This window comes from Psychrobacter sp. PL19, assembly GCF_017875835.1.
Taxonomy (GTDB): Bacteria; Pseudomonadota; Gammaproteobacteria; order Pseudomonadales; family Moraxellaceae; genus Psychrobacter.
In genome coordinates this window covers 2,118,184-2,139,113 of record NZ_JAGING010000001.1, presented here as the reverse complement: position 1 = coordinate 2,139,113, position 20,930 = coordinate 2,118,184, and the positions used below count along the sequence as shown (strand labels likewise).

Annotated in this window: 13 protein-coding genes and 2 pseudogenes; 5 read left to right on the top strand and 10 right to left on the bottom strand. The window is 44.1% G+C overall.

Annotated features, from left to right (window positions below; translation table 11 throughout):
• Positions 1-22: 22 nt before the first annotated feature.
• The 3 genes from hrpA to H4W00_RS08675 all read right to left on the bottom strand — a co-directional run bounded on the left by hrpA (position 23) and on the right by H4W00_RS08675 (position 7,120).
• A complete protein-coding gene (gene hrpA, locus H4W00_RS08685; RefSeq protein ID WP_209957285.1) occupies positions 23-4,318 on the bottom strand; it encodes an ATP-dependent RNA helicase HrpA in 4,296 nt (1,431 codons plus the stop codon).
• A gap of 220 nt (positions 4,319-4,538) precedes the next feature.
• A complete protein-coding gene (locus H4W00_RS08680; RefSeq protein ID WP_209957283.1) occupies positions 4,539-5,522 on the bottom strand; it encodes an alpha/beta fold hydrolase in 984 nt (327 codons plus the stop codon).
• Positions 5,523-5,698: 176 nt separating this feature from the next.
• The gene (locus H4W00_RS08675; protein ID WP_209957281.1) at positions 5,699-7,120 is read right to left on the bottom strand and encodes an SLC13 family permease; all 1,422 of its coding nucleotides are present in this window, start codon (positions 7,118-7,120) and stop codon (positions 5,699-5,701) included.
• Between the two features lie 399 nt (positions 7,121-7,519).
• Between H4W00_RS08675 and H4W00_RS08670 the strand changes: the two genes are divergently transcribed.
• Positions 7,520-7,681, top strand: a complete 162-nt coding sequence (locus H4W00_RS08670) for a hypothetical protein (RefSeq protein ID WP_209957278.1) — start codon at positions 7,520-7,522, stop codon at positions 7,679-7,681.
• 45 nt (positions 7,682-7,726) lie between these two features.
• Here the strand turns inward: H4W00_RS08670 and H4W00_RS08665 are convergent.
• Both H4W00_RS08665 and H4W00_RS08660 read right to left on the bottom strand, forming a co-directional pair.
• Positions 7,727-8,123: pseudogene (locus H4W00_RS08665) on the bottom strand (DUF1275 family protein); the annotation flags it as partial.
• Positions 8,124-8,950: 827 nt separating this feature from the next.
• Positions 8,951-9,352, bottom strand: a complete 402-nt coding sequence (locus H4W00_RS08660; protein WP_209957276.1) for a hypothetical protein — start codon at positions 9,350-9,352, stop codon at positions 8,951-8,953.
• A gap of 506 nt (positions 9,353-9,858) precedes the next feature.
• Here H4W00_RS08660 and H4W00_RS08655 point away from each other — a divergent pair.
• The gene (locus H4W00_RS08655; protein ID WP_209957274.1) at positions 9,859-10,671 is read left to right on the top strand and encodes a ZIP family metal transporter; all 813 of its coding nucleotides are present in this window, start codon (positions 9,859-9,861) and stop codon (positions 10,669-10,671) included.
• 632 nt (positions 10,672-11,303) lie between these two features.
• Entirely contained in the window at positions 11,304-13,001 is a 1,698-nt protein-coding gene (gene dauA, locus H4W00_RS08650) for a C4-dicarboxylic acid transporter DauA (protein WP_327193363.1), read from the top strand.
• Positions 13,002-13,398: 397 nt separating this feature from the next.
• Here dauA and H4W00_RS08645 read toward each other — a convergent pair.
• A pseudogene (locus H4W00_RS08645) lies at positions 13,399-13,680 on the bottom strand (DUF1275 family protein); the annotation flags it as partial.
• A 150-nt stretch (positions 13,681-13,830) separates the two neighbouring features.
• Positions 13,831-14,640 carry an enoyl-ACP reductase FabI gene (locus tag H4W00_RS08640; protein WP_209957271.1) on the bottom strand — a complete coding sequence of 270 codons (810 nt, stop codon included), beginning with the start codon at positions 14,638-14,640 and terminating at the stop codon, positions 13,831-13,833.
• Between the two features lie 314 nt (positions 14,641-14,954).
• Here H4W00_RS08640 and folE point away from each other — a divergent pair, with 314 nt between their 5' ends.
• Positions 14,955-15,551 carry a GTP cyclohydrolase I FolE gene (folE, locus tag H4W00_RS08635; protein ID WP_327193364.1) on the top strand — a complete coding sequence of 199 codons (597 nt, stop codon included), beginning with the start codon at positions 14,955-14,957 and terminating at the stop codon, positions 15,549-15,551.
• A 1,037-nt stretch (positions 15,552-16,588) separates the two neighbouring features.
• Positions 16,589-17,500 carry a haloalkane dehalogenase gene (locus tag H4W00_RS08630; protein ID WP_209957266.1) on the top strand — a complete coding sequence of 304 codons (912 nt, stop codon included), beginning with the start codon at positions 16,589-16,591 and terminating at the stop codon, positions 17,498-17,500.
• A gap of 308 nt (positions 17,501-17,808) precedes the next feature.
• On the opposite strand, the gene tatA is transcribed toward H4W00_RS08630, so the two are convergent.
• The 3 genes from tatA to H4W00_RS08615 form a co-directional block, all read right to left on the bottom strand.
• Positions 17,809-18,087, bottom strand: a complete 279-nt coding sequence (tatA, locus tag H4W00_RS08625) for a Sec-independent protein translocase subunit TatA (RefSeq protein WP_209957264.1) — start codon at positions 18,085-18,087, stop codon at positions 17,809-17,811.
• A gap of 32 nt (positions 18,088-18,119) precedes the next feature.
• On the bottom strand, positions 18,120-20,456 hold the full coding sequence (locus H4W00_RS08620; RefSeq protein ID WP_442966465.1) for a copper-transporting P-type ATPase: 2,337 nt from the start codon (positions 20,454-20,456) through the stop codon (positions 18,120-18,122).
• 242 nt (positions 20,457-20,698) lie between these two features.
• Positions 20,699-20,848, bottom strand: a complete 150-nt coding sequence (locus H4W00_RS08615) for a hypothetical protein (protein ID WP_209957262.1) — start codon at positions 20,846-20,848, stop codon at positions 20,699-20,701.
• Between the last annotated feature and the right edge of the window lie 82 nt (positions 20,849-20,930).

Below are 20,930 nucleotides of genomic sequence, written 5' to 3'. Positions count from 1 at the left end.
AAAACCTAGAGCAACCTCTACCCTAACTCATCTTATCCCACATTTTACTCAGACGCTTCGGTGATACCGCCATGCGGGTTTTCATTGGCTGAGCGAATAGTTGAATACGATATTCCTCCACTAGCCAGCGATACTCACTGATAGATTCGGCATTGGCACGTCCAGATAGTCGTTCCATGTGCAAATCTAATGCATAAACCCCATCAAGATCGGCTTCGATATTGTGCTCAAGTCGCTCAAGTCGAATCTCAACTGCTTCCAAATAACGTGGGTACTGCTGCCACTGACTGTAATCCATCCGGTAAACAAAATTAGACAGATGTAAGTCTTCCAATTGGTCTTCGATGTCATCAATAGACTCGCCAAATACCTCACGATCGAGCATCAATAAGCTCTGACGAATACGTTGCCAGCGGGTGTAGACATTTTTAAGGGTCTTGATCACCGTCTGTCCAGTTAGTAGAAAGTTACTAACCACCACTTCAGAAGTTTGGCTGTACTCTTCCTGCGTAAACGGCAACTCTTCGGCTAGACTAATGGCGATATCACCCGCGCTCTCAGATAAGTCCTCACTATGGTCAAACAAGATATAGTGCTCTTCAAGAGCCGCATCTAGCGCGGCATCAATGACGATAGTTTTTAGTTTTTCCATATCGCCAAGTGGTGCAAAGGCCAGTTTAAATATCTTATCAATTTGACTGGTCAGCTGTTTTTTCTTGGCACCCAGCTGACCTTTCATTAACGTCAGCACCCCGATTCTATGCGCCTGCAATGCAGCGGTCACGTCGGTATACTGATGAATCGATACTGCCTCGCCGGCCTCATCAGTAACCAAAGCGGCAAACTGCTTCATAACTACCCCAGCACTGTGATGGTTTTTACTGAAATTAAAGTGCTCAGGGAAGCTCGTATGTGCGCCTTGATGCTCAGTGACTGCTTGGCTAGTCTCGCTGGCATGTCGGATTTGCAAGGTTTGTAAATCTCGACCCTTTTCAATAATGCGATTCTTGTCATCGACCACACAGATTTGTGGTTGTAGATAACGATCAATGCTAGACGGGTTAAAGTTGTCGGGCTTTACCGACATGATACCGCGGCGATTGAGCGCTTGGCACAGCTGTTTGAGCAATCCCTGCGATTGCGCAGGTTGCAGCTCATCAAATAAGCTATCAGCCATATCAGGAATCGGTACAATTTGTCGGCGAATGTCTTTCGGTAGTGACTTAAGCAACTGTAAAACCAGCTCAAAACGCCACCCAGGCACGCCCCATAACAGCTCAATAGCATCCAACTGCGGCAAGGCTGCTAATGGCACACGGATAGTTACACCATCTTCGTCGCTGGAGGGATCAAAGATATAACGTAGCGGCAATTTTAAATCACCCAACTGCCATACTTCTGGGAAGTCGCCAGTCGTTGGCGCTTGGCTGTTTAGTACATCTTCATCAGTAAAGAATAGATATTTATTATCGGTTTTTTCAATGTCCGCACGCCAATCTTCAAAGGCTTTACGGCTGGCAATATGCTCAGGTGTCTTCTGATCATAAAACTGATAGAGCGTCTCTTCATCAACCAGTAAATCACGGCGACGCAGCTTGTCTTCGATGCGTTCAATATCAGCCACTTTATCCATATTATGCTGTAAAAATGGCGCTTGCCGGCCGAAGTTACCAGTTACTAGACCATCACGGATAAATATCTCGCGTGCTTCAATTAGATTAACTTGTTCATAGTTAGTCAGCTGCTTACCAATAATAATCAAGCCAAACAAGCTGATCTGCGCGTAGGCTTTTACCCGTCCGGTCTTTTTCGACCAGTGTGGTTCAAAGTAGTGATACTTTAATAAGTTACCAGCCGCTGAGATAACCCATTCCGGTTCAATTTTGGCAACCGTACGCATAAAAACTTGCGAGGTTTCTACCATTTCAAAAGCCATCACCCACGGTGGTATTTGCTTAAATACCGTACTGGCCGGGAATATCTTAGCTTTTTGCTGGCGCGCCGCTAGGTACTCACCACGATTTTCAGTTTTATGAGCAATAATAGACAGCAAGCCCGTTAACAGGGCACGATGCAAATTAGCATATTTAACCGCTTTTAGCGCCTCGTCGTGAACGCCAGTTGGGTCACTGTCAGTAGATTCATCAAGGTTGTTTTTAGAACTGTTTTTATCATTACCTTTGGTATTGTCTTTTGAACTATTAACATCGGTAAGCTTAAGCTCGGTGACCATCTGTACCAGTTGACGATGGGTTTGATGCCATTCGCGCACTCGTGGAAAGCTTAAAAAGTTCTTTTTGGTAAACTGCTTACGCTGATTGCCTGACAGCTTATTGCCGTTTTCATCTTTTTCAAACAGCGCTTTCCAAAGGCTCAGGTAAAACAAAAAATCAGAATCATCTTGGCGAAACTCGGCGTGCTTTTGATCCGCTTGCTGGCGCTTATTGGCTGGGCGTTCGCGCGGGTCTTGCACCGCAAGCGCGGCAACCACGATCAGCATTTCACGAATACAATCAAAGTCGCTACCTGCAACCAGCATACGTGCCAGCCTTGGGTCTATTGGCATTCGCGCCATCTGTTGCCCAATGCGGGTCAGCTGTAAATGATCAAGTCCTTGGCGTTTAGATTTTTTGCTAGGCAAACTATTACTGTTCGGTTTAGTGCTTAACTGATTAGCGGCCTTCTCGTCTTTATGGGTAATCGCGCCCAATTCATCCAGTAGTTTATGCCCATCAATCACTAAACGACTGTCAGGAGGTTCAATAAATTCAAAGTCATCAACACTGCCTAAGCGCAGATTGGCCATCTGTAAAATGACTGAGGCTAAGTTAGTGCGTAGAATCTCAGGTTCAGTGAATTCAGGACGACCACTAAAGTCCTCCTCACTATATAGGCGGATACAGACGCCAGGTGCAATACGACCACAACGACCTTTACGCTGATTGGCTGCCGCTTGAGCAATGGCTTCGATCGGTAGGCGCTGTACACGTGAGCGATACGAATAGCGTGAAATCCGCGCGAACCCTAAATCAATCACATAACGGATACCCGGCACAGTCAACGCAGTCTCGGCAACGTTGGTAGCGATAACAATGCGTCGCCCTCTACCCGACGGCTGAAAAATACGTTGTTGTTCTTCATAGGTCTGCCGCGCAAATAGTGGCAATACTTCGGTGTGTTTTGGCCCATGACGCTCAATGACTTCTTGTAACTCCCGAATTTCAGCTTCGGTAGCGGCAAATATCAGGATATCAGCCTGATCTGGATGGCCTTTACTTTCCGCGTCGCTAAAGCATTCTTCTACTGCCGCAACCATTGCACGTGGCAAATTTTCTTCAAAATCATCGTAGCTATCATCGTCTGAACTGGTTACTGGCTCGTCTGTTAAAGGACGATAACGTACTTCAACTGGAAAATTACGCCCTTCTACATTAAAAATAGGTGCCGGTATCTGACGTTTTGACTTGGCATCATAACGGCTAAAGTAATCACTGAAGCGCCGGGTATCTAAAGTTGCTGAGGTAATAATGACTTTTAAATCAGGACGTTTGGGCAGTAATTGCTTGAGGTAACCCATAATAAAGTCAATATTCAAGCTGCGCTCATGGGCCTCATCGATAATAATCGTATCGTATTTGCTCAAAAAGCGGTCATGACCCAGTTCAGCGAGTAAGATACCGTCCGTCATCAGTTTAATCACTGACTGCGCGGTACCTTGTTCATTAAACCGAATCTTAAAACTAACGGTATGACCTAACTGCTCACCCAACTCTTCGGCGATTCGGTTGGCCACACTGCGCGCCGCCAGTCTACGTGGCTGAGTATGTCCTATCTGTCCACGTATTCCACGACCTGCCAGCATCGCTAATTTTGGCAGCTGAGTGGTCTTACCCGAACCGGTTTCACCAGCGACAATAATCACTTGATTATCAATAATTGCCTGTATTAAGTCTCCGGCCCGTTGACTCACTGGCAGATCAAGATTTAATTTATCTGCTAACTCATTTGGAATGCTGTCCATGCGCGCTTGTACCGCCTGCTGTGAGCGGGTTTTTAGCTTTTCAAATTGTGCACGTTTTTGAGCGACTGCCTCAGCAGCTTTTTCGTTATTGTTATCAGGCTTGTTTTTAGATGTAGAGGCGCGTGTGAGCTCACGCTCAAGCTTACTTAAATAATATTCGTCTTTAGCAAGTACTGGCAGTATAGCTGGTACTTCAGCTCGAGAAACTCTCTCGTCCTCGGCTTGGCTATTAGCCTGTTTTCCGCTGCTCATGTCGTCGTCGCTTAAATCTTTAGGGTCTTCTAGAGTATTAGGCATATTTGCTTAGGCTATTTATTATTAATAAGTGGTTAGATTATGGGGCTAATTTGGCTATGATTCAAGATACAGTTAAATGACAGACAGCATTTAACTGCCTGATATGGTTTTTATCCAGCAGTTAAATACAATTGATGCGAGATCTGTGGCCTTTACTGACGACTCCCTTTAGGTAATAGTGACTGTTTAGAAATTAATTCTTAGAAAGTATGGTGTAGGATTAATCTAGTTTTTCACCAACCAAAAACTGTCTTGCTGCCCTAACAGTCGCGACGGGGTCTTCTTCATGCGGCACATGCCCTAGATTATCGAATACTTTAAGCTGGCTGTTACGGATGTCTTGATGAAAACGCGTGGCATTCTCCACTGGGATTAGGTCATCCTGTGCGCCCCATAAGACTAAAGTAGGCAGGGTTAAACCCTTAATTTGGTCTTGATTTTCGGTGCTATCAAATTCTTGCAGACGATCTATCAGTGCTTGGCGATTGCCCTGACGTAGCGCTAGATCATAGTAACGATCAATCAAGGCGTCATTAACCTTGCTATCATCTGCATAAACACTCACCAGGCTTTTTCTGACCACGTCTCGAGGCAGAACATAATTCAAAATAGGGGCTAAAGCTGGGTACTTCGCTAGCGTAAAGGCTAGAGGAACCTGTTTTGGTGTCGCTGGATAACCGACCGAATCGATCAATATTAATTTTTCCACATACTCAGGATACAAGGCGGCAGTACGCCAAGCAATTTTACCTCCTAACGAATTGCCCACTAAAGTGGCTCGACTTACCTGTAAGCGATCCATTACCTGGGTCACAAAAGCCGCATAATTATCGCTAGTATAATCTATTGACTCCTTAACATAGGGACCAGTCAAGCCAAACCCTGGTAGATCCATACGAATGACGCAGGACTCATTACTGAGTGCTGTCGCCCAACCTTCCCAGGTATGTAAGCTTGCTGACGTGCCGTGGAGTAAAACAACAGGCTCTGACAACGTTTTGCTATTCAGATCTTGACATAGGTTTGACTGCACTACATGTACCTGCATACCTTCGACTTCCACAAACTCACTATCTGGCAACTGCCACTGTTCTAGTTCAGCAACGCTTTTATCAGGTGCCCAAAAAAACACTAATAAGGCGACTAATATGACAAGAACGCTGATACTGGTATATATAATAAATTTAACTAGGCGTGACATCATTTTTAGTGAATCCGTTTCATGGTATGAGATTACTTGTCCTTTTATGATAATGTGATAAGCCATATATCACTATTCGAGACAACCACCATCAAAAGCCATAAAAAAACCCGATGTCTAGCTGTTGCATAGACATCAGGTTCTAAAATTAGCTGTTACAATACTCAATTAGTTAGCAATTAGAGCAGGAAGAAATACGCCCATAATCCGACTACAAAGGTGGCAATGATATTAAGTATCACACCAGTACGTACCATCTCTGACTGTTTAATAAGCCCAGTACCAAAGACAATCGCATTTGGTGGGGTGGCAACGGGTAACATAAAGGCACACGAGGCACCAATACCAATAATCATTACCAATACGGCAGGCGGCAGACCCATTTGCTCGGCAATAGCCGCAAATACGGGTACTAAAAGCGCAGCAGAAGCGGTATTAGAGGCAAACTCTGTTAAGAAGATAATGAATGCTGCTACTGAAATTACCACTAAGATAAGCGGTGCAGATGACAACCCATTGGCGACCGCTTGACCAAGAATCAAAGAGGCCCCTGAGACTTTTAGCACCGTTGATAGCGCGATACCACCACCGAACAACATGAGTACGCCCCAGTCGGTGTTGTCAGAGACTTGTTTCCATGACACCAAACCTAAGCTAACCACTGCTGATGCTGCTAACAATGCGACAATAGAATCCACATCATCAATATTAAGCGCGGCACCGATTTTTTTAGAGAGTATCCAGCTCGATGCGGTTGCGATAAACACAATAATTGTCAGTACACGGGGTTTATTCCATGCAATAGGATCATCTTCGTTGAGTGCTACCTGACGATTAAGATTGGGTTTAAGAAAAAGATACATGGCCCCTAATAATAGTGGCAACAATACCAACATCATGGGAATACCAAACTTCATCCAATCAACAAAAGCGATATCAAGCGCTTTGGCAGCGATGGCATTAGGCGGTGAGCCCACGATAGTACCCAAACCCCCAAGGCTGGCAGAATAAGCAATACCTAATAGCACAAATACGAAAGTGCCGCGGTCGTTTTCACGGTCGACCTGGGTTAAAATACCCAGCGCCAATGGCAACATCATTGCCGCAGTGGCTGTATTCGATATCCACATCGATAAAAATGCAGTCACTCCAAATATCAAAAATACCGCAGTTCTAAGATTGCCACCGGCCATCGACAGAATCTTAAGCGCAATTTTTCTATCCAATTTCTGCACATGTAGCGCCGCTGCTAATGCAAAACCCCCAAAGAACAAATAAATAATCGGGTTGGCAAAACTTTGTAGGCCAATTTCGGCATCAAAGTCTGGTATGCCAATAAGTGCGCCTATTACGACGACCAATATCGCGGTAATAGTCACATGCACCGCTTCAGTCAACCACAACACGCCAATAAAGAACAGTAAAGTGAGACCTTTATTGGCACTGATATCGTACGGCAGGACGTTGTAAATAATCATACTGACAATCGCAGCTATCACTACTACTATCAGCCCTTTACCAGTGCCCTTTGGAAAAGTATCAGTAAATAAATATTCGTTGCCATCATCAGGAAGATGGCTGTCTAATTTCTGCTCTGACATAAAATGTCCTTATTGTGTCCAAAGACAGTGATAAAAATTATAGGAGGTAAAGATAAATTTTAACCATTAGCAATAGCTCTATAACGGCCCTACCAAAATACGCTGTCATCATAACAGGAATATTCTCCACCCGAATACTTTTTATAGTGTTCTAAAAAAACCTTATTAGCAATATGGCTTTATCATTCCCTGACTGTGATAACTCACCTTAGGCGGTCAAATCAGGTTGATATGTCGTTACATACCGTCACTAAATAATCGCACATCATCCCTGTACAACTAGTGACCAATATCACATACTCAATGGGTTAATCTAAAAGTGTCAGTTGACTGACACTTTTAGAATTTAATTAATGGTAAGATCATTGAAGAATTAATAAAAAAAATTGGGAGTACCTCATGGACAATCGTGATAAGCCTGACTCAACCACCAAAATGGCACCAAAAGATATCAATCAAGATAGCCTTGCTAAAGAAGACCAACAGCGTACCGATGACTCGGCGCTCGATATGATGCAAGGTCTCCATGAACATGAAGACCATAAAGAAGACGAAGAGTAGTCTATCTAATTAAGTTAACCTGCGTGACAAGGCTATAACACTAAGCTATAAATTATAAGAAAAGCGCTTATTACTCTGATGAGCGCCTTTTTTTCTACGTTGGCATTTTTCGGGTAGCCGCTCAGATGCATGGTTATAAAAAAATGCTACCGCAAGTACAATCGTAATGGGCACAAATAACGCGCCATAACCCACTCTGGCATATAAAAATGCACCCACTACCCCGCCCCCTCCCCGCAAAAAAATACCAAATAATAGCTTGAAAGCCTAATGTAGATTTGCTGATGCGGCGACCTGTTAGCCAGTTACCAATCGCTGCGCCCATGTCGGATGTCAAACCTGTCAAATGGGTCGTACGTATGACCTCGCTGCTATACGTAGCGACCATAGCATTTTGTAATCCGCAGGCCATTGCCGCCGCTAATTGTCCTAAATAATCATGCTACTGATATAAAAAATAGGGACCGATCAAATCAGGATTATTTAGGGTAACAATCCACACTCTATCGCCAGTTCAACAAATACGGAACCGGTAAGATAATCTAGGTGAAAGTGGGTGTTTTAGTGAGCGGTTTTTGAGGGCGGGAAGCCCAGAAGTGTCAGCCAATCCTTAACACATTTCCTGGTTAATGATTCATACGCAGAGACCCCTTTACGCTGCTCATTACGACGTTCGCGCAGGTCATACCAAGCTTTAAATAATGCTAAGAAATCTTGATTAACTCATTTCCTTGCATAAAGATAATTTCGCAAGGTTACATTAAATCCTTCAATGGCACTTGATGCCATATGCCGAGTGTGGAGGAGTTGCTCTATTTTACGCATGATTTCAGTAACCTCTGTATCAATGAGTTCGCGGCCGAGTAAATAATACGTGCCCGCTATTTTGATTGTCACATCACGGCGCTTTCATAGATTCATTTTTTTTAGTTTCCTTTTACGTTCAATTATACGGCAGGTCAGTGAGATAACCGCATCAGGGTATTGGCATCGGAGCGCTGATAAACGTTGATATAATGCTGATGTTGCAGAAGTTAAGCCAATGAGTCGATTCTCTAGGTAGCGTGCTACAAATTTGCAATCTCTGTGCTCGGTTTTGCGTAAGAGCGTTATTGCTTGAGTAAGCAATCGCTGTGCGGCATCAGGTGTCATTAACTCTCCGCTCCTAAAATTAATACAGCAAATTAATACAGCAAAAAGCCTGGCGAATTTTTTGAACCGCTTGGCCTGCAAAAGTATACCGTTCAATAGCAATACTTTCAATATTGGCTAATGGTACGGTTTTGTTAAATAATGCCGCGTTTTTTGTGCTTCAATGATCACCCCTTGAATATAACCAAAACTAACGGAGCAGCCAGGGTAGATAATGGGAATTTGATCTTGAATGGCGCGAATAGAGTTGGCGGATGTAATGGATAAAGCCACGATAGCCCGACGTAACTGAAATTTATCGACAGCAACACTGATAATGCAGTCTGATTTTTCCTTATCAGAAATTAACGCATTCAATGCTACCTGCAGAGCATCGCGTGCTGCGTAGACTGCTTTTCTGGAGATAGAAAAATAATTGGCTAAAGAAGTAATGTTGCCATGAGCTTGGCAAAAGAGTGTTTTTGCGAGAAGATGCAATTTGTCTGAGGGTTCAAGTTGTGTTCGGTCAAGTATCGGCATATTTTTTACTGTTATATAAACTGCTTTTGGCAGAGCAATTGGTTTAAATAACGTCGCTTGATCCCTCAGACTCTCCTTGTCAAGGAGTTACCCATGTTTGATTGGTTCCAAAGAAATTATTAAGTGATCAGGTTTATTTTTTCTTTTAACTTTTTAATACAGTTAGTTGCTTATTTTTAGAAAACACCTAATCTGATCATCAATTTAATTCATTTGGTATTAATATGACCCGATTGTTTCCATCAGAATGAGCGAGCTGAGATTGTCGCTTGAACGCACAAATTCTTGACCATTTTGGAGATAAATTGCGTGTTTTATTAACATATAATTGTGCTTAAAAGGTTTGGCTGTCCCGCTTTTTCTGTTAGGAGGGTTAAGTCCATCTGGCAGACTCGGACAAAGCGTTATCGTAACCAAGGCGCAAGTTGCACACTTGGAAACGCGGCATCAACAGCGCGCGAATGAGTCTTTGAGTCTGTTTAAATACATTTTAAGGAACAGGTAAAATGGTCGATTGGTTTTTGCAACTTTCTCCCGTGATGCAGGCTTTTCTCGCGACTTGTTTCACTTGGTTTGTAACAGCACTTGGCGCAAGTGTGGTCTTTTTTTTCAAAACCATCAACCGAAAGGTGATGGATGGCATGCTCGGCAGTGCGTCAGGGGTTATGATTGCAGCCAGTTTCTGGTCGCTGCTAGCCCCTGCCATTGAAATGGTGGAAGAAACAGGCGGGACCCCTTGGGTGCCTGCTCTCATAGGTTTCCTCACTGGTGGTGGTTTTCTCTGGTTGATCGATAAGATTCTGCCTCACCTGCACCCTGGTTTTCCGACAAAAGAAGCTGAAGGCATAAAAACCAGTTGGCAACGTTCTGTGCTCTTGGTGCTAGCGATTACCCTCCATAATATTCCTGAAGGTTTGGCGGTGGGTGTTGCCTTTGGTGCCGCTGCAGTAGGACATCCCGCAGCCTCAATCGGCGGGGCCATTGCGCTTGCTATCGGTATTGGTATTCAGAATTTTCCAGAGGGGGCTGCGGTATCCGTGCCTCTCCGGCGAGAAGGGATGTCTAGGAAAAAGAGCTTTATGTATGGTCAGTTTTCCGGCATGGTCGAACCTGTTGCCGGTGTGGTTGGCGCTTTGGCAGTTGTCTATATGCAGCCTCTATTGCCTTATGCTCTGTCTTTTGCAGCAGGGGCGATGATCTATGTTGTGGCAGAGGAGTTAATCCCGGAATCCCAGGCCGAAAAACATTCAGATATTGCCACCGTCGGGGTCATGGTAGGTTTTGCTCTCATGATGACTTTGGATGTCGCCCTCGGGTAACTATACCAAAAAAACTAAAAAGATGATCAGTCTTAGTGGTTAAAATTAACCTGCCTGCGTGGTGAGTCTTATGCAAAACGTCGTATTCTTTACCACTTCGTGGCCCGCTAAGACTGTTCAACATCGTGGCAGAGGATTTTGTGCAAAGAGAATAACGATCACCTGCAACTAAGACCTTGCTAGTGCGCGTTTTTCCTGCCTAAACCTTGTTTTCTTTATTAATTCTTTTGCTATAACGTTAATATAGCTTTCAAAATCAATTTCTAAGGCGTATAAAGTGTACAAATCGTTTTAATAATTCAATGATTCTTAGCAAAGCTGACATGCTACCTCTACAAATAGCATCAGTGATTTACTACCCAAGTCTGATTAACTGATTGTTTATAATATTAGTATTATAGACAGCTTTATTAATGATACCAAGATTGCATATTATTAACTATGCCGCCTCATAGCGAACCAGGTCAATAAGCGCTCCTAGATTGTGTAGAAAAAATCAGTGATGGCAGAACGTTTGATTAAGTTATTGTTAACTATTGACGTTGGCAACAAAGACTTATTCTTGATTTTAACCCACCAAATTGATTAGATTTCCCAGATTAGGGCGTTAGCGCTCAATAAGCGAGTACACATTGTTTTCAGCATTAAGAAAATCCTTAGCAAGCAAAATAACACTTTCAGATATTCAAGAGAATATTCTGTCAGGGTTAGCTGTCGGCGTGATTGCGCTTCCGCTATCTATGGCGTTAGCCATTGCAAGTGGTGTCCCACCTCAGCATGGACTGTACACGGCTATTGTCGCCGGCATTGTTATTGCCCTGAGTGGCGGTTCTAAAGTGAATATATCAGGCCCCACTGCGGCGTTTGTCGTTGTGTTATTGCCAATTGTTCAGCAGTTTGGCATAGGGGGACTGCTCGTTAGTGGTTTTATGGCGGGTATCATTATGATATTGATGGGGGTTGGCAAGCTCGGCAAGCTTATTGAGATTGTTCCCTACCCGGTCATTATCGGATTCACAGCTGGTATTGGTGTTGTTATCGGTACGTTGCAGATAAAAGATTTTCTAGGGCTCAACATAGAAGCGCTAAATGGGGACTATCTGGATAAGCTTTTATTGATAGTGTCTTCATTACCCACTATCAACTGGCAAGAATTGTTAATTGGCGCACTGACTATTATCACATTGTTACTCTGGCCTTACATGCGATCCAAAATACCGGGACATCTGATCGCACTCCTTGTGGGCTCCATCTCTGCATGGTTATTTAGCCTGCTAAGTCAAGATTTTTCTGTTGCAACCATTGCCAGTCGATTTCACTATGAAATCAATGGTCTAATTGGTGATGGCATCCCGGCAATTTTGCCGGCATTTGAGTGGCCATGGAATTTACCCGACGCCAACGGTAATCCCATTGGCTTGAGTTTTGCTCTTATCAAAATGCTATTACCCGCCGCGATTACCATTGCAATATTAGGCGCACTTGAATCATTGTTATGTGCAGTCGTCGCTGATGGTATGTCAGGCAAAAAACATAATCCCAATGATGAGCTTATCGGGCAAGGGATTGGTAATATGATTGCCCCGTTATTTGGTGGCATACCTGCAACCGCAGCCATTGCCCGCACCGCTGCTAACATTAAAGCTGGGGGGAGTTTTCCGCTCGCATCCGTAGTACACAGTTTGTTTATTCTTGGTTCAATACTGGCGCTTACGCCTTTACTCGCTTATATCCCGATGGCGTCAATGGCGGCTTTATTATTGGTAGTAGCATGGAATATGAGTGAAGCGAAACACTTTATTCACACTATTAAAGTCGCGCCAAGGGATGATGTTATTGTCTTGATTTTATGTTTTTCACTAACGGTACTCTTTGATATGACGGTTGCTGTCGCAGTGGGAATGGGGTTATCTGCTCTGCTGTTTATCCGCAGAAGTATTACGCTGACCCAGACAACCGAAATGGAAAAAAACCATGAACTCCACGGTGAGCTCGCTGACAATATTGTCATCTATGATATTAACGGACCATTATTTTTCGGATCTGCGCAAAAAGCGCTGCAAAGTATTTCCATTGTTACGCCGGATCTTCGCGTTGTTATACTGGATATGTCTGAGGTTAATATGCTTGATATGAGTGCAATTGTCACCATTGAATCGATTAAGGATAGTCTTGCCAGACAACATATAGGATTAGTTATTAATAACTTAGAACCAAGAATGGTGGTGAAATTACGCCGTGCTGGAGTCCGCTATAAACCGGGGGAAATTCAATTCTCGCGGACAATCAAAGATGCTGTTGCCATCGCTAATAAAATGATCTTGCAATAATACTTATTCTTGAACATTATCAGGGCGCATTCTCGTTTGCTTTAGCGGCGAGTTAAACCTTATGTCAAATGATTAAAATATAATACAACCCATTTCCATTACCATTACCATTACCAAAAATCAATAACAACATGATATAAAATGGTTTTCTGATTTATCTATCCACGTTAGAATAAAAAATAGGCTTATAAAGGGACCGATCAAATCAGGATTATTTAGGGTAACAATCCATACTCTATTGCCAGTTCAACAAGTGTGGAACCGGTAAGATAATCTAGGTGAAAATGGGTGTTTTAGTGAGCAGTTTTTGAGGGAGGAAAGCCCAGAAGTGTCAGCCAATCATTAACACATTTCCTGGTTAATGATTCATACGCAGAGACCCCTTTACGCTGCCTATTACGACGTTCGCGCAGGTTGTACCAAGCTTTAGAGAGGTTTGCCCAATCACAAAACCACTTAATATAGCCCCGGCCAAAAATGCCAATAGTAAGACACCAATATATAAAATACTGGGACCATCAAAATGCGCTACGGCTGCTGAAAACAGACTAACGTTGCCCGTGACATGCGATACCGATAGACTGGTAAAACCCATCAACGCTGCCGTACTGACGCAGCCGGCACTAAACGCTAGTACCGCCCCGCCCCACAGTATCCACTTCGGTAGTTTAGTGATCATTGCCCTTGCCTAAAAGCTCATTACCGGAAAAAACGCTTAGTATAACTAAAAAAGACAGCTTTTGGCTGTCTTCCTTATATTCACAAGAGCCAGCGGTTAATTTTAAATGGTGAATTACCAGCTGCTAACCGACTGACTTACTAATTTCGATTACTTTTGAGGCTCATCAAGCATCATTAATTGCTCACTAATAGCCACAGTATTGAAGCCTGCATCAACAAACATAATCTCGCCCGTTATACCGGATGCCCATGGTGATAGCAAGAATAGCGCCGCATTACCCACTTCCATCTGACTGATATTACGCTGTAAGGGTGCGATTTTTTCACTAATATCGAGCATTTTTCGAAATGACTTAATGCCACTGGCTGCCAGAGTACGAATAGGTCCGGCTGAAATAGCATTGACACGAATACCTTCACCGCCCATTGAGGTTGCTAGGTAACGGACACTGGCTTCTAGACTGGCTTTTGCCATACCCATCACGTTGTAATTTGGCAATACAGAAATGCTACCTTCATAAGTTAAGGTCAGCATAGAACCGTGACGCATTGCTAGTAGCTCGCGAGCTTCTTTGGCCAAAGCGACAAAGCTATAACTTGAGATATCATGAGCAATTTGGCTGCCTTCACGAGTAGTGGCACTGGTAAAATCACCATTGAGCTGATCCATTGGTGCAAAACCAATCGCATGTACCACGCCATCAATACCATCACCCCAATGGGCCGTGACTTGCTCAAAACAGGCAGCAATAGAGTCATCAGACGCCACGTCGCACTCAAGTACTAAATCAGCCTCAAATTTTTCAGCTGCCATATCCACCCGTTTTTTTATTTTATCGTTTGGATAGGTCAAAATCAAAGATGCCCCCTCACGATGCAATGCTTCAGCAATAGCCCAAGCGATAGAGAGTTTGCTGGCGATGCCGGTGACGACAAAGCGTTGTCCTTGAAGTAGCATAATAATTCCTTGTTGACCGATCGAATGACTGCTAATTTCGATATGGTAGATAACCAATACTGAGTTGCAGCCCAATGAATATGAGAAGATGTTGCATTATACACGAATCAAATTAAGTAAACAGTCGTAAACTATTGGCACTTAGTCTTAACCTGCATTTATTAAACCACTGGGCATTGTCCATAGCAGTATGAAATTGAGCAGACTTCAAGTATAATCACAGTCCTTTCCAGCTTGCACAATTTTTAAAAAATCCTTTACAAAATAGGATTTAGCGTTAAGCTACACCCACATTTTGGATGGCTGCCAAACTTATGAGTAATACCTCAACAATAACATCAAACTATCAAGAAAGCATTGAGTCCTATCGTCAGCTGATTACTTCAACTGGCGAAGACCTAGAACGTCCAGGTCTTGGAGATACGCCCATGCGCGCAGCAAAAGCCTTTGCTCATTTGACTCGAGGTTATCATCAAAACCTAGATGAGGTAGTCAATAGTGCCTTGTTCCCATCGACCAATCGTGAGTTAGTATTGGTACAAAACATTGAGTTTTATTCCTTGTGTGAACACCATATGCTACCTTTTCATGGTATCGCGCATATTGGTTACTTACCCAATGGGCAAGTACTAGGCTTATCAAAATTTGCTCGTATCGTAGACATGTTTGCTCGTCGTTTACAAGTTCAAGAGAACTTGAGCGAACAAGTGGCACAAACTATTATGGATGTGACTGGCTGTCGCGGCGTGGCGGTAGTGATGGATGCATCCCACATGTGTATGATGATGCGCGGTGTCAATAAGCAACACTCAACTACCCGTACAACCGCTATGCTAGGTGAATTTGTCCATGACAACCAAGCACGTATGGAATTTTTGAGCGCAATACCTAGACGGCAGCCGGCTTTTTAAAGTATAGTCAATGAAAAGTAACATCAATACATAACCTACTGCTGGCATAAGTTTTTCTTGCTTGCTGTGCCTACGCAGACAGAGGCTAAAAAAAGCTTATACCAGCAGTACCCTAGCGTTTTTAAGGTATTTTACCTATATTGAAATAAGCAAAACAAAGCAATCAGTAAGGACGCCTAAGCGTCCTTTTTTGTGGTCTATTTTAAGCATTATCTAGAGGCTAACCTTTAAATATAGTCAATAAAAAGTAATATCGATACATAACATACCGCTGGCATAAATTTTTCTTGCTTGCTGTGCCTACGCAGACAGAGGCTGCAAAAAGCTTATACCAGCAGTACCGTAGCGTTTTTAAGGTATTTTAATTATAGCGCATGGTCAGAGTCCTACAAATTAAGAGTCCTAACAATTAAGAGTCCTCAAATACGAAGTTAATAAACCGATTGTAGACTAAATAGATTTTCTGACCTTGGCATGTTAACGCACCATCGACATACTCGGATTCAAAAGAATTTAGTATCGCAGTATCAATACCGCTGTTGAGGTGGCCGATAGACTCACTGGTACTCCAGAAACATGAACTGACTTTTGGGGTCATCAGCCACGATGGCTAGCCAGTTGGACATGGAAGCTTAGTGGTCTATCTCTTATAAGTACGCATATTACATAGTAAAAACTGTCCGTCATAGCTATAAAGACAGACGTCTACCTTCTCTATTGTTACACTACCACCAATCTTTAGTGATCGCCCTGTTGCATGAACAATTGTTTGTACGGTATAGTCCTGATTCAGTATACTTTTGAAGACGCATTGAGTGGGCTTACTGTTACGATAGATACCTTTGCTTTCACAGCCTAAAACTGGCTTGAAATAAAAATATTGTTTGGTACGCGAAAACTCTGATCCTGAACCGCATTTGATGGGTTTAAGCGCAAACTGGTTTGCCTTGGCCACCTGATTCGACCGCCTGTGATAGGCCAGATTTTCGGCAGCTACGTCATAATGCGCGGTCATTTACCTCATACAAGGACGATATATGAAAACGCTTAGAACTCCCGACTCGTGTTTTACGAACCTTCCCGATTATGATTTTGCTCCGCAATATTTAATGGTTGACGATAGCGAAGGAGGTGAACTACGGGTGCATTACCTCGATGAAGGCCCAAAAGATGCCGATTCAGTGTTACTGCTGCACGGGGAGCCTTCATGGTGTTATCTATATCGTAAAATAATCCCCATACTGACTGCAGCAGGATATCGCGTTATTGCTCCAGACCTTCCGGGTTTCGGTCGGTCAGACAAACCTACATCCCGTACTGATTATACCTACCAGCGCCATGTCGACTGGATGCAATCGGTACTCGACCAATTAGGCTTGAAGAACATTACTCTTTTCTGCCAAGACTGGGGTGGCCTGATCGGCCTGCGCTTAGTAGCGGCTAATCCAGAGCTGTTTTCTCGGGTAGCAGCTGGCAATACCATGCTGCCCACCGGCGATCACGATCCAGGAGAAGGTTTTCGCAAATGGCAGCAATTTTCACAAGAAACACCGCAATTTCATGTCGGAAAAACAATCAATAGCGGCACTACCACGGAGCTGCCGCAGGCGGTCATCGATGCTTACGATGCGCCATTTCCTGATGAGTCATATAAAGAAGGAGCCAGGCAGTTCCCGCTGCTCGTACCCACGACGCCAGATGACCCTGCTTCAGCCAATAACCGTGCTGCTTGGATTGAATTGAGCAAGTGGACCAAGCCTTTCATTACGCTGTTCAGCGATTCCGACCCAATCACTGCCGGTGGTGATCGGATAATGCAAAAACTCATTCCCGGAACCAAAGGCCAAGACCACACAACTATTGCCGACGGTGGACATTTTCTTCAGGAAGACCAAGGCGAGAAGCTGGCTGAACTTTTAGTTAAATTCATTAATGACAACCCTGAATAATTTACAACTCTTTAGTAAGGGCAGTATATCAATGCTTTAAGTTGCGTGGTCTCAGCGCACTATCAATAGTCGATCACATGTAAAGCTTATAGCAACTACTATTATCGTTGGACTGAGCAAAACTTGAGTAATCAGTAAAAGAGGTAATGAGTGCGCTTAAGATGGCACTGGTTACCTTTTTTATTTCCTGAAGTTAAAATATCAGTGCTAGGACGCCCAGTAAGAGTAACTCGGAAAATCCGATATCAAACGTGACAGTCACATATGTTAATGGGCTATTGAGTATCGCCATTTATACGCGGCGCACTTCATACTTTGTGCTTGTCATCAGTGGTAGCAGGGTTGATTTCCATATTATCAGGCCGAGTGCCAGACTGTATATTTGAATCGCTATCTGAAGTACTATTTTCATAGTCAAGTAAACGATTCTTTCGAGCGCGCCCAGTCTCTTCATCTTTGACCGCTTCTTTAAAACCTTTGACTGCACCGCCTAAATCTTTGCCAGCATTTTTAAGTTTAGCGGTGCCAAATACGACCACCACTACCACCAATAAAATCAGCCAATGTGTAATAGAAAAACTACCCATAACGATATCCTTATATTTTTATAGCATTAACATCACAGCTTCAAGCGACGCAATCGCAGCGCATTACCAATAACAGATACTGAAGAAAGACTCATGGCAGCGGCTGCTATCATTGGGCTAAGTAAAAGTCCAAAGAATGGGTACAGCACTCCCGCAGCGAGCGGTATGCCGAGCGCGTTGTAGAAGAATGCAAAAAACAGATTCTGTCTGATATTACGCATCGTAGAATGGCTCAGTTTATGTGCTCTGACAATCCCCATTAGATCGCCTTTCACTAGGGTGATGCTTGCACTCTCCATAGCCACATCTGTGCCAGTACCCATTGCAATACCGACATCCGCTTGCGCAAGGGCTGGAGCATCGTTAATACCATCACCCGCCATAGCTATGATTTTACCGCTACTTTGTAGCTCTTTGATAATGCGATTCTTATCTTCTGGTGAGACGTCAGCATGCACCTCATCAATATTAAGTTTGCTAGCAACTGCTCTAGCTGTTATCTCATTGTCACCTGTCAGCATGACCACTCGCAGTCCAGCTTTGTGTAGCAGTGATATCGCCTCACTGGTACTAGGCTTAATCGGATCGGCGACTGAAATCAAACCAGCGGCTCGTCCATCTACTGATACAAACATTACGGTTTCACCGTCCTTCCGGCGTTTGTCGGCACGTTCTGAAAGCGCACTGTCAAAACTATCAAGGCGCTCCATGAATTTTGAGTTGCCGACAGCGACCTGCTTGCCATTAACCAGCGCCTGCGCGCCTTCGCCGGTGGTCGAACTAAAATCACTGGCTTTAGCAGTATCAAGAGACTTTGCCTTCGCAGCATTGACAATAGCTTCTGCTAGAGGATGTTCGCTGGCGCTCTCAACAGCGGCTACTAACACAAGGAGTTCATCCTCATTTAAGTTGCCAAGCGCTTCGATAGCGGTGAGTTCTGGTTTGCCTGCGGTCAGTGTTCCGGTTTTGTCGACAACGATGGTGTCGACTTTTTCCATGCTCTCTAACGCTTCAGCGTTCTTGATGAGCACGCCATTCTGGGCACCTTTGCCGGTGCCAACCATGATCGACATTGGCGTGGCAAGTCCCAATGCACAAGGACAAGCTATAATTAATACCGCGATAGCATTGACCAATGCAAAAGCCATTGCAGGCGCAGGTCCAAATACTGCCCAAATAATAAAGGTTATAACAGAACAGATAAGAACAACTGGCACGAACCAACCCGCTACCTTATCCACCAGTTTCTGTATTGGCGCACGGCTGCGCTGAGCTTCGGCAACCATCTTGACTATTTTGGATAATACGGTGTCATCACCGACATCAACTGCTTCAATTAATAAGGTTCCAGTACCGTTCACCGTACCGCCGGTAACCGTGTCTCCTGCTGTTTTTGCAACAGGTAGTGGTTCACCCGTTACCATTGACTCATCGACGTTGCTGTTACCATCTAGCACAGTACCGTCTACAGGGAGCTTCTCTCCTGGCTTGACTCGCAGTCTGTCGCCACTGATCACTTGGTCAAGTGACACTTCTGTCTCGATATCGTTCTCATCAACACGTCTTGCGGTTGGTGGTGCCAGCTCAAGTAGAGCACGAATCGCGCCTGAGGTCTGACTTCTAGCTTTGAGCTCTAGAACCTGACCCAATAGTACTAGTGTGGTGATAACCGCTGCTGCTTCATAGTACACCCCGACCCGACCGGAGGCGTCCCTGAAACTGTCTGGAAAAATACCCGGAACAAAGGTGGCTACCAGACTAAAACCAAAGGCTGCGCCTACGCCCACTGCAATAAGAGTGAACATGTTCAGGTTTCGACTTTTCACGGATTGCCAGCCACGAACGAAGAATGGCGCCGCGCCCCATAGTACCACCGGTGTCGCAAGCGCCAGCTGAATCCACTGAGCGATCTGACCGGAGGTATCGCCCTGACCGCCCTGAATAAGGCTGTCTAGATTTATACCGACCATGTCGCTCATTGCATATAGAAATAGCGGTATAGTCAGCACCGTGCAGATCCAGAAACGGCGAGTCATGTCATCAAGCTCTGAGGTGTCCTCCTCGCCAATAGTAGCCGTTTCTGATTCAAGCGCCATACCGCATATTGGACAGCCACTATTTTCAACATCTCTGACTTCAGGATGCATCGGGCAAATATATACGGTTCCGCTGTAGTCAGCTGGTACCTTATCGTACTTGCCGCCTTTGATGGGTTTTGCGTCTGTATTCGAAGTGCTGTCATTATGACTGTGACAACTTGCGTGATCATCTTTTATGCCTGCCATCTCAGCAACCGTATCTTCAGGTTTGAGAGACATTTTACACAGTGGACAACCACTGTCTTCAACATCTCTCACTTCTGGATGCATCGGGCAGATATAGATTGTTCCGCTGTAGCCAGCGGGTACCTTATCGTACTTGCCGCCTTTGATGGGTTTTGCCTCTGTATTAGCCGTGCCGCTACCGCTTGCGTGATTATGGTCTTTTTCTTTGTGCATATCTTGTTTCATAAAATCACTCCTTGAGGACGGTGAGTAGAGGTTTAGACTCTGCACAATTAGTAATCAAACACTGCTTCTCTACTGCCAAATTCAGTTATTTATTATGATCTTTAGTCTGGTTTACGTAGGTATTTTAGAAGCGCCTTAACTATCAGTACGAGTAGGGCAAGAAATAGTAGTGCAAACAACAAGCAGACAATCATCATTCCCCAGCCCATGCCTTGCATCATTGTTCCGTTCATCATTGTTCCATTCATCATGCCGTTCATAATAGTATTTCTCCATAATTCATAGTATTAGTATTAGTATTAGTATTAATGGTAGTATTAATGGTAGTGTGCG